The following is a 14522-nucleotide window of genomic DNA, read 5'->3' as shown; positions in this document are numbered from 1 at the left end:
TGTTCGGGGCCAAGCGCCCCTGCACAATCTAATTACTCGATGATCGAGGATACGATGCCGGCGCCGACGGTGCGGCCGCCTTCACGGATAGCGAAGCGCAGCTTCTCTTCCATTGCAATCGGCACGATCAGCGTCACGTCCATGGCAACATTGTCGCCAGGCATGACCATTTCCGTACCTTCCGGCAGCGTCACAACACCCGTCACGTCGGTCGTGCGGAAGTAGAACTGCGGACGGTAATTGGTGAAGAACGGCGTATGACGGCCACCTTCGTCCTTGGTCAGAATATAGGCTTCTGCCTTGAACTTGGTGTGCGGCTTGACCGAACCCGGCTTGCAGAGAACCTGACCGCGCTCGACGTCTTCACGGCCAACGCCGCGAACCAGTGCGCCGATATTGTCGCCAGCCTGGCCCTGATCGAGCAGCTTGCGGAACATTTCAACGCCCGTAACCGTCGTCTTCGACGTCGCCTTGATGCCGACGATTTCGACTTCTTCACCAACCTTGACGATACCGCGCTCGACACGACCGGTCACAACCGTACCACGGCCCGAGATCGAGAACACGTCTTCGATCGGCATCAGGAACGGCTGGTCGATCGGACGTTCCGGGGTCGGGATGTAGCTGTCGACAGCTTCCATCAGCGAACGGATCGCGTCTTCGCCCAGTTCCTTCGAGCTGTCTTCAAGAGCGGCCAGTGCCGAACCCTTGATGATCGGGGTTTCGTCGCCGGGGAAGTCGTACTTCGAAAGAAGCTCGCGCACTTCCAGTTCGACCAGTTCGAGCAGTTCCGCATCGTCAACCTGATCGCACTTGTTGAGAAACACCACGATTGCCGGAACGCCGACCTGACGGGCAAGCAGGATGTGCTCGCGGGTCTGCGGCATCGGGCCATCAGCAGCCGAAACCACCAGGATCGCGCCGTCCATCTGAGCGGCACCGGTGATCATGTTCTTCACATAGTCGGCGTGGCCGGGGCAGTCGACATGCGCATAGTGACGGTTCGGCGTCTCATATTCGACATGCGAGGTCGAAATGGTGATGCCGCGTGCCTTTTCTTCCGGCGCTGCGTCAATCTGGTCATACGCCTTGAAGTCGCCGAAGAACTTCGTAATCGCCGCAGTCAACGACGTCTTGCCATGGTCAACGTGACCAATCGTGCCAATGTTAACGTGGGGCTTGTTACGTTCAAATTTGCTCTTTGCCATCTGAGCTCTCCTAATTTCTAGCCTGCTCAGGCTCTATTACTGTCTGGCGTAATGAAGGATTACGCGAACTTCTTCTGGATTTCCTGTGCGACCGCGGTCGGAACCGGCTCATAATGGTCGAACTGCATCGTGTACTGCGCGCGGCCCTGGGACATCGAACGCAGGCTGTTGACGTAGCCGAACATATTGGCCAGCGGAACCATTGCGTTGACGACCGTAGCGATACCACGGGCTTCAGTGCCGGAAATCTGACCGCGACGCGAATTCAGATCGCCGATCACGTCACCGACGTAATCTTCAGGCGTCACGACCTCGACCTTCATGATCGGTTCGAGAAGCTGTGCGCCAGCTTTCTGTGCGCCTTCGCGGAACGCTGCACGGGCAGCGATTTCGAAAGCGAGAACCGAAGAGTCGACATCATGGTAAGCACCATCGATGAGCGTGGCCTTCACGCCGAGCATCGGGAAGCCGGCGAGCGGACCCGCGCCCATGACGCTTTCGATACCCTTCTGAACGCCCGGAATGTATTCCTTCGGAACTGCGCCACCGACGATCTTCGATTCGAAGATGAAATCATCACCTTCATGCGGCTCGAAAATGATCTTGACGCGAGCGAACTGACCCGAACCACCCGACTGCTTCTTGTGGGTGTAATCGATTTCGGCAGCCCGCGTGATGGTTTCACGATACGCAACCTGCGGCGCACCGATATTGGCTTCAACCTTGAATTCGCGCTTCATGCGGTCGACGAGAATGTCGAGGTGAAGCTCACCCATACCTGCAATGATCGTCTGGCCGGATTCTTCATCCGACTTGACGCGGAAGGACGGATCTTCGGCAGCCAGACGGTTGAGCGCAATGCCCATCTTTTCCTGGTCAGCCTTGGTCTTCGGCTCGATAGCGATCTCGATAACCGGATCCGGGAATTCCATGCGTTCAAGGATAACCGGCTTCAGCGGATCGCAAAGCGTATCGCCAGTCGTGGTTTCCTTGAGGCCTGCCAGAGCAACGATGTCGCCTGCAAAGGCTTCTTCGATGTCTTCGCGGGAATTCGAGTGCATCTGCAGCATACGACCGATGCGCTCGCGCTTGCCCTTGACAGTGTTCTCAAGCGAGACACCCTTGGTCAGCTTGCCCGAGTAGATGCGAGCAAAGGTCAGCGAACCAACGAACGGATCGTTCATGATCTTGAATGCGAGCAGCGAAAGCGGTGCTTCATCCGAAGATTCGCGCGTCGTTTCCTGTTCGGTCTTCACGTCGATGCCCTTGATCGCAGGCACTTCGTTCGGAGCCGGCAGGAAGTCCACAACCGCATCAAGAAGCGGCTGAACGCCACGGTTCTTGAACGCCGTACCGCACAGGACCGGATGGAACTGAACGGCGATGGTGCCCTTGCGGATCAGCGAGCGCAGTTCGTCGTTCGACGGCATATTGCCTTCGAGATAGGCTTCCATAGCCGATTCTTCGACTTCAACAGCCGTTTCGATCAGCTTCTCGCGGTACTCTTCCGCCTTGGCCTGCATGTCGGCAGGAATCTCGCCAACTATCGTCGCGCCACCGATCGAACCATCCCAGGTATAGGACTTCATTTCGATCAGGTCGATGACGCCTTCAAACTCGGTTTCAGCACCGATTGGCAGCTGGACGACCAGAGCGGTCGCACCAAGACGGGTCTTGATCATCTCGACGCAGCGATAGAAATCCGCACCGATCTTGTCCATCTTGTTGACGAACACCATACGCGGGACGTGATACTTCTCAGCCTGACGCCAGACGGTTTCCGTCTGCGGCTCAACACCGGCATTCGCATCGAGAAGAGCGATTGCACCGTCGAGAACGCGGAGCGAACGCTCGACTTCAATGGTGAAGTCAACGTGGCCCGGCGTGTCGATGATGTTGAAACGACGCTTGTGTCCGTCGCGACCCTGCCAGAAGGTGGTGGTTGCAGCAGAAGTGATCGTGATGCCACGCTCCTGCTCCTGCGCCATCCAGTCCATCGTAGCCGAACCATCATGGGTTTCACCAATCTTATGGTTCTTACCCGTGTAGAACAGGATACGTTCCGTGGTCGTGGTCTTGCCGGCGTCAATATGCGCCATGATACCGAAATTACGGTAGTCTTCGATTTTATATTCGCGGGCCATGTTTTTGCTCTTTGAATAGGGTTCGACGATTACCAGCGGTAATGCGAGAAGGCGCGGTTTGCCTCCGCCATGCGGTGCGTATCTTCACGCTTCTTCACTGCAGAACCACGGTTGTTTGCCGCATCGAGCAATTCACCCGACAGACGATCGATCATCGTGGTTTCGTTACGACCACGGGCGGCGTTGATCAGCCAACGGATAGCGAGAGCCTGGCGGCGATCCGCACGCACGTCGACCGGAACCTGATAGGTGGCACCGCCAACGCGACGCGAACGGACTTCGACATGCGGAGCAACGTTATCAAGCGCCTGATGGAACAGCGCGACCGGCTCGGACTTCGCCTTGGCTTCGATTGTCTCAAGCGCACCGTAAACGATGCTTTCGGCAACCGACTTCTTGCCATGAAGCATGATTGCATTCATGAACTTGGTAATGACAAGATCACCGAACTTCGGATCCGGGTTGATCTCACGCTTTTCTGCTTTATGGCGTCTGGACATTTCGTCTCGATCTTTCAATTACATCGGGCTCAACTCGCCTTCCGGCGGCCGGTATCCCCGGAAAATTCTTACTTAGGACGCTTCGCACCGTACTTCGAACGGCGCTGCTTGCGGTTCTTGACGCCTTGCGTATCGAGGACACCGCGGATGATGTGGTAACGCACACCCGGCAAGTCCTTGACGCGACCGCCGCGGATCATGACCACGGAGTGCTCCTGAAGGTTATGGCCTTCACCCGGAATGTAACCGATGACTTCGAAGCCATTGGTCAGGCGGATCTTGGCAACCTTACGCAGAGCCGAGTTCGGCTTCTTCGGGGTCGTCGTATAAACGCGGGTGCAAACGCCGCGCTTCTGAGGGTTGGCCTGCAAAGCAGGTACCTTATTACGCTTCACCGGGGCAGTGCGCGGCTTGCGGATCAGCTGGTTTACGGTAGGCATCCAAACCTTCCTCTATAAAAAATCTCGTATCAGCGCCCCAGAAGGGCCGTTTCACCGGAGTGCTCATGCACAAAATCCGGGACCAGCCACACCATTTAGCGGCCACCCCGAACAAAAGCAGAGGAAGCATTAGCTTCATGCGAACGGCAAGTTGCATTTCGATCGTAAAACGAACCCTGTTTGAGGCGAAGTTCAGGACGTGTCGCCCCGAAACGGCCAGCCTCACATCGGCTCAGATGGGCTGCTGATACGTGTTTGAAGGCGTTTCGTCAAGAGCAACACGTCAAGTTTCTGCTCCAAACAGCAGTAAGGCTGCGATTTCGCTGCGCCTGGACCGCTTATTGCGCTAATATCGACCTCGTATTGCGATTATTTCGCATTCAAAACTGTCATTTTCATCTGGCAGCATGGCATGATCGATCAACAGCCGCTATTGAAGCACATCTGACTCGAAACGCAACCGAATATTAAGGGATCTTCAATGTCATCCACCCCCACATCCGCGGACAACGATTCGCAAACTGTTCATCTGGTTATTGCCGACGTCTGGACCGAGGGAGAAGAGGGATCCGTTGAGGTCCACCTGCTTCTCAAGGCTGATGAGGATGAAGACCTCGTTCAAACCGTACTCGGAATTCTGGCCGAGGAAGGTTTTCACGAAGCGGAACTGCTCGAAATCGGCACCATCACCGAAGAACCGGAAGAAGAGCCGCACAAGAGTGCGTGGAAAACCGCGCTCACCGGCGAAGTCGCCCTCATCGAATTTGAAGATGACGACGAGGACGAAAGCAAAGAATAGCAGGCACGGATTTGGCGATTACCATGTAGTCGCCATTTTTGCGCTGGCAGCTTCAAAAAAACACTTTAAAAAACAAAAGGCCGCCCGAAAGGCGGCCTTTTCAATTTATAAACCCGGCTTATTCGGCCGCGCTGTTGGTCATATCCGTCAGCATGGCGTTTGCTTCCGCCGATCCCGAGGACTTGCGGCGCTCGTCGATGATCAGTTCGTCGCGAGCCGTTGCAATGCGGCGGATCTGATTGGTCATGCCGCCCGTGCCTGCCGGAATGAGACGTCCAACGATGACGTTTTCCTTGAGGCCTTGCAGCGTATCGATCTTGCCTGCAACCGCAGCTTCGGTCAGCACGCGGGTCGTTTCCTGGAACGATGCCGCCGAGATGAACGAAGGCGTTTGCAGCGAAGCCTTGGTAATACCGAGCAGGACCGGATTGCCGGAGCCCGGCGCCTTGCCTTCCTCGATGAGACGTTCATTGATCTCTTCGAGTTCGATACGGTCGACATGATCGCCGGTAATATAACCGGTATCCCCTGCCTCGGTGATTTCCACCTTCTGCAGCATCTGGCGAACAATCACTTCAATGTGCTTGTCGTTGATAAGAACGCCCTGCAGACGATAGACTTCCTGGATTTCGTTAACGAGGTAAGAAGCAAGCGCCTCTACACCCTTGATCGCCAGGATGTCGTGCGGCGCCGGATTGCCGTCGAGAATATACTCACCCTTTTCGATGACGTCGCCATCCTGAAGATGGAATGGCTTGCCCTTCGGAATGAGATACTCGACCGGCTCGATCGTGTCATCATTCGGCTCGATGACGATGCGGCGCTTGTTCTTGTAGTCGCGACCGAAGCGGACAGTACCATCGATCTCGGCGATGACGGCATGATCCTTCGGACGACGAGCTTCGAACAGTTCCGCAACACGCGGCAGACCACCGGTAATATCCTTGGTCTTGGCGCTTTCCATCGGCAGACGGGCGATAACGTCACCAGCCTTCACATGCGCGCCCGGCTCGAACGAAAGGATCGTTTCCACCGAAAGCAGGAAGCGGGCTTCGCCACCCTTCGACAGCTTGGCGACCTTGCCGCTCTTGTCCTTGATAACCATGGCCGGCTTGAGGTCCGAACCGCGCGGGGTAGAACGCCAGTCGATAACGACGCGCTTGGTGATACCGGTCGATTCATCGGTCGTTTCCGAAACCGAAAGACCATCAACGAGATCTTCGAACTCGATATAACCTTCCACTTCGGTGAGGATCGGACGGGTATATGGATCCCATTCGGCAATACGCTGGCCGCGCTTGACCGTGTCGCCCTCGTCCACGAACAGGCGTGAACCATAGGTGACGCGATGGACCGCCCGCTCCTTGCCCGAAGCATCGACGATCAGGACCGCCATGTTGCGGCCCATGACGACGAGATTGCCGTCAGAGTTACGCACCACATTGCGGTTACGCAACTTGACAGTACCCTCATAGGAGGCTTCCAGATAGGAGCTGTCGACAACCTGCGCCGTACCGCCAAGGTGGAAGGTACGCATGGTGAGCTGCGTGCCCGGTTCACCGATCGACTGCGCGGCAATAACACCGACAGCCTCGCCCTGATTGACCGGCGTACCGCGTGCAAGGTCACGACCATAGCACTTGGCGCAAACGCCATTGCGGGTTTCACAGGTCAGGGCCGAGCGGATACGGATCGACTGGATACCGGCCTTCTCGATGACTTCGACGTCCTTCTCCTCGATCATGCGGCCAGCTTCGACGATAACCTCGCCGGTCGCAGGATGCAGGATCGGATCAAGCGCCGTACGGCCCAGAACGCGCTGGCCGATGGAAGCCACGATCTGGCCCGCATCGACGATCGGCTGCATGGTGAGGCCGATTTCGGCGCCGCAATCCACTTCCGAAATGATCGCATCCTGAGCGACGTCAACGAGACGACGCGTCAGATAACCGGAGTTTGCCGTCTTCAAAGCCGTATCAGCCAGACCCTTACGGGCGCCGTGGGTCGAGTTGAAGTACTCGTTAACGGTCAGGCCTTCCTTGAAGTTGGAAATGATCGGCGTTTCGATGATTTCACCCGACGGCTTGGCCATCAGGCCGCGCATGCCGCCAAGCTGGCGCATCTGGTTGACCGAACCACGGGCACCCGAATGCGACATCATGTAAACCGAGTTCATCTGCTTCTGGCGACCGCTCACCGGATCGAATTCGACGGCCTTGATGCGCGCCATCATCTCTTCGGTGATCTTGTCGGTAGCCTTGCCCCAGGCATCGACAACCTTGTTGTACTTTTCGCCCTGAGTGATCAGGCCGTCATTGTACTGCTGCTCATACTCGGTTGCCAGCGCTTCGGTATCGGCGACGATCTTCGCCTTGGCGTCCGGAATGACCATGTCATCCTTGCCAAACGAAATCCCCGCACGGCACGCATGCGCAAAGCCGAGCTGCATGATGCGGTCGCAGAAAATGACCGTCTCTTTCTGTCCGCAATGGCGGTAGACGTGGTCGATCATCTTGGAGATGTTCTTCTTCGTCATTTCCTGATTGCAGATGTCGAACGGCACGGCTGCGTGCTTCGGCAGCAGTTCGCCGATGATCATGCGACCGGGGGTCGTATCAAAAATCTTCGATACCGGATTGCCTTCGGCATCCACGCTCTTGTAGCGGCCCTTGATCTTGGTGTGCAGCGTGACGATCTTGTTTTCAAGAGCATGCTGCATCTCGCCCATATCGGCGAATGCCATGCCCTCGCCCGGCTCCTTCTCTGCCACGATCGACAGGTAATAAAGGCCGAGAACCATGTCCTGCGACGGAACGATGATCGGTGCGCCGTTCGCCGGGTGCAGGATGTTGTTGGTCGACATCATCAGCACGCGTGCTTCAAGCTGCGCTTCAAGCGAAAGCGGGACGTGAACAGCCATCTGGTCGCCGTCGAAGTCGGCGTTAAATGCCGTACAGACGAGCGGATGCAGCTGGATCGCCTTGCCTTCGATCAGAACCGGCTCGAAAGCCTGAATGCCAAGACGGTGCAGCGTCGGAGCGCGGTTCAGCAGAACCGGATGCTCGCGGATCACTTCGTCAAGAATATCCCAGACTTCCGGACGTTCCTTTTCAACCAGCTTCTTTGCCTGCTTGACGGTCGAGGAGAAACCCTTGGCGTCGAGGCGGGCATAGATGAACGGCTTGAACAGTTCGAGCGCCATCTTCTTGGGCAGGCCGCACTGGTGCAGCTTGAGTTCAGGACCAGTCACGATAACCGAGCGGCCGGAATAGTCGACGCGCTTGCCAAGCAGGTTCTGGCGGAAGCGGCCCTGCTTGCCCTTGAGCATGTCGGAGAGCGACTTCAGCGGACGCTTGTTGGCACCGGTGATGACACGACCGCGACGGCCATTGTCGAACAGTGCATCGACAGCTTCCTGCAACATGCGCTTTTCGTTGCGGATGATGATGCCGGGTGCCCGCAGTTCGATCAGGCGCTTGAGACGATTGTTACGGTTGATGACGCGACGATAGAGATCGTTGAGATCCGAAGTCGCGAAACGACCGCCATCCAGCGGCACAAGCGGACGCAAATCCGGCGGAATGACCGGAACGATCTTCATGATCATCCATTCGGGCCGATTACCGGACTCGATGAAGTTCTCAACGATCTTGAGACGCTTCATCAGCTTCTTCTGCTTGAGTTCAGACGTTGTCTCGGCGAGCTCGACGCGCAGATCGGCACCGATCTTGTCGAGTTCCATCGAGGCCAGAAGCTCATAGATGGCTTCCGCGCCGATAAGCGCCGTAAACTGATCTTCGCCGAACTCATCGACAGCGATCATATATTCTTCTTCCGAAAGAAGCTGATGCTCTTTCAGCGAAGTGAGACCCGGCTCGGTGACGATATAGTTCTCAAAATAAAGGACGCGCTCAATATCCTTGAGCGTCATGTCCAAGAGCGTGCCGATGCGGCTCGGCAGCGACTTGAGGAACCAGATATGCGCTACGGGTGCAGCCAGTTCGATATGGCCCATGCGCTCGCGACGAACGCGCGACAGCGTGACTTCAACGCCGCACTTTTCGCAGATGATGCCTTTATATTTCATGCGCTTGTACTTGCCGCACAAGCATTCATAATCCTTGATCGGGCCAAAGATGCGCGCGCAGAAGAGACCATCGCGTTCTGGCTTGAACGTGCGATAGTTGATCGTCTCCGGCTTCTTGATCTCGCCGTATGACCAGGACAGAATCTTCTCAGGGCTGGCAATCGAGATTCTGATGGAATCGAACGTCTGTGCCGGAGCCTGAGGATTGAAAAGATTCATGACCTCTTGGTTCATGCCGTTCTCCTTGAGGGCGATCCGCCGCCCTGTGTCGCCGATGGCAAGTTCAAAGCCCCGATTGGCTGCAAACTGCCATCCAAAATAGAATTCGCGGTATAGGCAGCAACGCGCTGCTCATTCTCTAACCGTTCCCGGATGCAGGCACCCTGCCCTTCACGGGAACAGTTTATGGGCGCGCCATGGCATTAGCATGGCGCGCCTCGATTTTATTCCGCCGCGTCCGGAAGCGCCGGATGCTGGTCTTCACGCGTGTCGTCCAGTTCGACATCAAGGCCGAGCGAGCGCATTTCCTTGACGAGAACGTTGAAGCTCTCCGGAATGCCTGCCTCGAACGTGTCGTCGCCGCGAACGATCGCTTCGTAGACCTTGGTACGGCCCGCAACGTCGTCCGACTTGACGGTCAGCATTTCCTGCAGCGTGTATGCCGCACCATATGCTTCCAGCGCCCAGACCTCCATTTCACCGAAACGCTGTCCGCCGAACTGTGCTTTACCGCCCAGAGGCTGCTGCGTGACGAGGCTGTAAGGCCCGATCGAACGTGCGTGGATCTTGTCGTCGACCAGATGGTGAAGCTTGAGCATATAAATATAGCCCATTGTCACCTGCCGGTCGAACGGCTCACCCGTGCGTCCGTCATAGAGCGTCGACTGACCCGAAGTCGCAAGACCCGCATCTGCCAGCATCGCATTGATGTCGTTCTCAACCGCACCGTCAAAGACAGGCGTTGCGATCGACACGCCGCGCTTCGTCTGCTCGGCCAGCATGAGGACAGCATCGTCGTCATAAGAGCGAACCGGTTCGTTGCGGTCATTGTCGGGATAAATATGTTCCAGTGTCTCACGCAGCGGCTTGATGTCAGCCGACTTGCGATAAACGTCCAGAAGTTCCCCGATCTTCTTGCCCATGCCTGCACAGGCCCAGCCAAGATGGGTTTCCAGAATCTGGCCCACATTCATACGGCTCGGCACGCCAAGCGGATTGAGCACGATGTCGGCATGCGTGCCATCTTCAAGGAACGGCATGTCCTCGACCGGCAGAATGCGGGAAACCACACCCTTGTTGCCGTGACGGCCAGCCATCTTGTCGCCCGGCTGGATCTTGCGCTTAACAGCGACAAAGACCTTGACCATCTTCATGACGCCCGGAGGCATCTCGTCGCCGCGCTGGACCTTCTCGACCTTATCCATGAAGCGTGCTTCAAGCAGCTTCTTGGAATCGTCGTACTGGCTGCGCAATGCTTCCAGCTCGCCCTGAAGCTTTTCGTCTTCAACAGCAAACTGCCACCACTGTGAACGCGGATATTCCTTGATGATCTCCGGCGAAAGCGAGGTGCCCTTCTTGAAGCCCTTCGGCCCGGCAACAGCGGCCTTGCCATCGAGCATGTCCGTCAGGCGACCATAGACGTTGCGATCGAGAATCGCCTGTTCGTCGTCACGGTCCTTGGCCAGACGTTCGATTTCCTCGCGCTCGATCGCCATTGCGCGTTCGTCCTTTTCAACGCCGTGGCGGTTGAAAACGCGAACTTCAACGATCGTACCGTAGGTTCCGGGCGGCATCCGCATGGAGGTGTCGCGAACATCGGACGCCTTTTCACCGAAGATGGCGCGCAGAAGCTTTTCTTCCGGCGTCATCGGGCTTTCGCCCTTCGGCGTGATCTTGCCGACCAGAATATCGCCCGGCTGCACTTCTGCACCGATATAGACGATCCCTGCTTCATCGAGGTTTTTCAGCGCTTCTTCCGAGACATTCGGAATATCGCGGGTGATTTCCTCAGGCCCAAGCTTGGTGTCGCGCGCGGCTACTTCGAATTCCTCGATATGGATCGAGGTGAAGACGTCATCCGAAACGATCTTCTCGGAAAGAAGGATCGAATCTTCGTAGTTGTAGCCGTTCCATGGCATGAACGCGACGAGCACGTTGCGGCCAAGCGCCAGATCACCCAGATCCGTTGACGGGCCATCAGCAATGATGTCGCCCTTCTGAATCCGGTCGCCTACACGCACGAGCGGACGCTGATTGATGCAGGTGCTCTGGTTGGAGCGCTGGAACTTCTGCAAGCGGTAAATATCGACACCCGATTTCGACGGGTCGAGATCTTCCGTCGCACGGATGACGATACGCGTTGCGTCCACCTGATCGACCACGCCGCCGCGACGTGCGCCAATAGCGGCGCCAGAGTCGCGCGCCACGATCGGCTCCATGCCGGTGCCGACAAATGGCGCTTCCGCACGCACGAGCGGCACGGCCTGACGCTGCATGTTCGAGCCCATGAGCGCGCGGTTGGCGTCGTCGTTTTCGAGGAACGGAATAAGTGCCGCCGCAACCGAAACGATCTGCTTGGGCGAAACGTCCATCAGGTCCACGTTTTCACGCGGGGTCAGCATCACTTCACCGGCATGACGGCAGATGACGAATTCTTCAGCAAAACCGCCGTCTGCATCCAGCTCGACATTGGCCTGTGCGACCGAATGCTTTGCCTCTTCCATCGCCGAAAGATAAACGACGTCGTTCGTTACCTTGCCATCGACAACCTTGCGGTACGGGCTTTCGATGAAGCCGTACTTGTTGACGCGGGCAAAGGTTGCAAGCGAGTTGATCAGACCGATATTCGGGCCTTCCGGCGTTTCAATCGGGCAGATACGACCGTAATGGGTCGGATGCACGTCACGCACTTCAAAGCCGGCACGCTCGCGGGTCAGACCACCCGGTCCAAGTGCCGAAAGACGGCGCTTGTGGGTGATTTCCGAAAGCGGGTTGGTCTGGTCCATGAACTGTGAGAGCTGCGACGAGCCGAAGAACTCGCGCACAGCCGCTGCGGCAGGCTTCGCATTGATCAGATCCTGCGGCATGACCGTATCGATTTCGATCGAGGACATACGTTCCTTGATCGCACGCTCCATGCGCAGCAGGCCGACGCGATACTGATTTTCCATCAGCTCGCCGACCGAACGCACGCGGCGGTTGCCAAGATTGTCGATGTCGTCGACTTCACCGCGGCCATCGCGCAGCTCAACGAGCATCTTGACGACGGCAAGGATGTCTTCCTTGCGCAGCACGCGTACGGTGTCTTCCGCATCCAGATCAAGGCGCATGTTCATCTTCACGCGGCCAACCGCGGAAAGATCATAGCGCTCCGCATCGAAGAAGAGCGAATGGAACATCGCTTCCGCCGAATCGATCGTAGGCGGTTCACCCGGACGCATGACGCGATAAATATCGAACAACGCATCCTGACGACCTTCATTCTTGTCGGCAGCCAGAGTGTTGCGGATATAGGCACCAATATTGACATGGTCGATGTCGAGAACATTGATCTCTTCAACGCCCGTGTCGAGCAGGGTCTTGAGAACTTTCTCATCGATCTCGTCACCGGCTTCGAGATAAATCTCACCGGTCGCGTAATTGACGATGTCTTCGGCAAGATAGGAATCGAAAAGATCGTCTTCCGTCGCCTTGATTGCCTTGAGGCCCTTCTCGGCAAGCTGGCGGGCTGAACGCGCCGTCAACTTTTTACCTGCTTCCAGCACGACCTCGCCCGTATCCGCATCGATAAGATCGGAGACGATTTTCATGCCCTTGAAGCGCTCGACCGAATAGGGAATGCGCCAGTTGTCGCCATCACGCGTATAGGTAACGGTGTTGTAGAACTTCGAGAGAATATCCTCGCCGTCCATGCCAAGCGCCATAAGCAGCGTCGTGACGGGCAGCTTGCGGCGGCGGTCGATGCGGGCATAGACTATGTCCTTGGCATCGAACTCGATGTCAAGCCAGGAACCGCGATAAGGAATGACGCGCGCGGCGAAAAGCAGCTTGCCCGAAGAGTGGGTCTTGCCCTTGTCGTGATCGAAAAACACGCCCGGCGAACGGTGCATCTGCGAAACGATCACGCGTTCCGTACCGTTGACGATGAAGGTGCCGTTATCCGTCATGAGGGGCATGTCGCCCATATAGACGTCCTGCTCCTTGATGTCCTTGATGGACTTGGCGCCGGTATCCTCGTCAATATCGAACACGATCAGGCGCAGCGTCACCTTGAGCGGCGCCGAATAGGTCAGATCGCGCTGACGGCATTCGTCAACGTCAAATTTCGGCGCGTCGAATTCATAGCGGACGAATTCCAGCATGGAAGCGCCGGAGAAATCCTGGATCGGGAAAACAGACTTGAAAACCGCCTGCAAACCTTCGTCAGTACGCCCGCCTGCGGGTTCCTCAACCATGAGAAACTGGTCGTAAGATGCCTTCTGAACCTCGATAAGGTTCGGCATTTCCGCGACTTCGGGTATCTTGCCGAAAAATTTGCGTACGCGCTTGCGACCATTGAAAGAATGGGTCTGAGCCATCGTCGCTCCTCGTTCTATAGCCTTACGGCTTGCTCACGCCTTGCGGCCTTTATCCTGTGCCGCCTTCGGCGGTCCTTTTGTGCCTATCCCTCTCGATAAAAAGAGCGATATGCATAATCTCCTGAACAGTTTGGCACATCCACCGGATATACCCTGCTCTAACGGGCTAAAACCCGTTTCCTGAAAGCCTGCCATGGCCATCAGGAAAAGGGTTTATGCAGATCGGAATGGGCATTCCACGGCCTTTCCGATTATAGCCCCACAAGCAAACCTTCTGGTTTTCGGTATCGCCTGTGCATTGCTCACCCGGCACGGGGCGAAAACCGGCGAACGTCATACGTCCGCCGGAATTTTCGAACTTACTTGAGTTCGACCTTGGCGCCAGCAGCTTCGAGCTGTGCCTTGATCTTCTCAGCTTCGTCCTTCGAAGCGCCTTCCTTGACTGCCTTCGGAGCAGCTTCGACCAGATCCTTGGCTTCCTTGAGGCCAAGACCGGTGATTGCGCGCACTTCCTTGATCACGTTGATCTTGTTGGCGCCGCCGTCAGCAAGAACGACGTCGAATTCGGTCTTTTCTTCAGCAGCGGCCGCAGGAGCAGCACCGCCAGCAGCAGCGACTGCAACAGGAGCAGCAGCCGAAACGCCCCACTTCTCTTCGAGAAGCTTGGAAAGCTCTGCAGCTTCCAGAACGGTCAGGGCCGAAAGGTCTTCAACGATCTTTGCGAGATCAGCCATTTTTGTACTTCCTATAGTTAAGGTTTGAACTGT

At 56.6% G+C, this 14522-nt stretch carries 8 protein-coding genes; 1 reads left to right on the top strand and 7 read right to left on the bottom strand.

Annotation, left to right across the window (positions count from 1 at the left end; all coding sequences use genetic code 11):
- Positions 1–32: 32 nt before the first annotated feature.
- From tuf to rpsL, 4 genes are all read right to left on the bottom strand, one after another.
- Complete coding sequence (tuf, locus tag DKP76_RS08245; RefSeq protein WP_109705975.1) at positions 33–1208, bottom strand: elongation factor Tu; 1176 nt, start codon at positions 1206–1208, stop codon at positions 33–35.
- Between the two features lie 59 nt (positions 1209–1267).
- A complete protein-coding gene (fusA, locus tag DKP76_RS08240) occupies positions 1268–3352 on the bottom strand; it encodes an elongation factor G (protein ID WP_109705986.1) in 2085 nt (694 codons plus the stop codon).
- 29 nt (positions 3353–3381) lie between these two features.
- The gene (rpsG, locus tag DKP76_RS08235; protein WP_109705985.1) at positions 3382–3852 is read right to left on the bottom strand and encodes a 30S ribosomal protein S7; all 471 of its coding nucleotides are present in this window, start codon (positions 3850–3852) and stop codon (positions 3382–3384) included.
- Between the two features lie 68 nt (positions 3853–3920).
- Positions 3921–4292, bottom strand: coding sequence for a 30S ribosomal protein S12 (rpsL, locus tag DKP76_RS08230; RefSeq protein ID WP_006168377.1), 372 nt, complete (start codon positions 4290–4292; stop codon positions 3921–3923).
- Positions 4293–4773: 481 nt separating this feature from the next.
- Between rpsL and DKP76_RS08220 the strand changes: the two genes are divergently transcribed.
- Positions 4774–5091 carry a hypothetical protein gene (locus tag DKP76_RS08220; protein WP_109705983.1) on the top strand — a complete coding sequence of 106 codons (318 nt, stop codon included), beginning with the start codon at positions 4774–4776 and terminating at the stop codon, positions 5089–5091.
- A gap of 118 nt (positions 5092–5209) precedes the next feature.
- Here the strand turns inward: DKP76_RS08220 and rpoC are convergent, their stop codons facing one another.
- From rpoC to rplL, 3 genes are all read right to left on the bottom strand, one after another.
- Positions 5210–9412, bottom strand: coding sequence for a DNA-directed RNA polymerase subunit beta' (gene rpoC / locus DKP76_RS08215; RefSeq protein ID WP_109705982.1), 4203 nt, complete (start codon positions 9410–9412; stop codon positions 5210–5212).
- 209 nt (positions 9413–9621) lie between these two features.
- Entirely contained in the window at positions 9622–13755 is a 4134-nt protein-coding gene (rpoB, locus tag DKP76_RS08210; protein WP_109705981.1) for a DNA-directed RNA polymerase subunit beta, read from the bottom strand.
- Positions 13756–14114: 359 nt separating this feature from the next.
- Complete coding sequence (rplL, locus tag DKP76_RS08205; RefSeq protein WP_094539769.1) at positions 14115–14489, bottom strand: 50S ribosomal protein L7/L12; 375 nt, start codon at positions 14487–14489, stop codon at positions 14115–14117.
- Positions 14490–14522: the final 33 nt, after the last annotated feature.

Origin of the sequence: Falsochrobactrum shanghaiense (genome assembly GCF_003149535.1) — a bacterium.
GTDB classification, from domain to species: Bacteria; Pseudomonadota; Alphaproteobacteria; order Rhizobiales; family Rhizobiaceae; genus Brucella; species Brucella shanghaiense.
The sequence above is the reverse complement of the archived record's forward strand: the minus strand, read 5'-3'. Positions and strand labels throughout refer to the sequence as shown.

Excerpts from the sequence above, each read along its gene's own strand:
- rpsL (WP_006168377.1), bottom strand. The coding sequence starts at position 4,292 with ATGCCTACCGTAAACCAGCTGATCCGCAAGCCGCGCACTGCCCCGGTG.
- rpoC (WP_109705982.1), bottom strand. The coding sequence starts at position 9,412 with ATGAACCAAGAGGTCATGAATCTTTTCAATCCTCAGGCTCCGGCACAG.
- fusA (WP_109705986.1), bottom strand. The coding sequence starts at position 3,352 with ATGGCCCGCGAATATAAAATCGAAGACTACCGTAATTTCGGTATCATG.
- DKP76_RS08220 (WP_109705983.1), top strand. The coding sequence starts at position 4,774 with ATGTCATCCACCCCCACATCCGCGGACAACGATTCGCAAACTGTTCAT.
- rpoB (WP_109705981.1), bottom strand. The coding sequence starts at position 13,755 with ATGGCTCAGACCCATTCTTTCAATGGTCGCAAGCGCGTACGCAAATTT.
- tuf (WP_109705975.1), bottom strand. The coding sequence starts at position 1,208 with ATGGCAAAGAGCAAATTTGAACGTAACAAGCCCCACGTTAACATTGGC.
- rplL (WP_094539769.1), bottom strand. The coding sequence starts at position 14,489 with ATGGCTGATCTCGCAAAGATCGTTGAAGACCTTTCGGCCCTGACCGTT.
- rpsG (WP_109705985.1), bottom strand. The coding sequence starts at position 3,852 with ATGTCCAGACGCCATAAAGCAGAAAAGCGTGAGATCAACCCGGATCCG.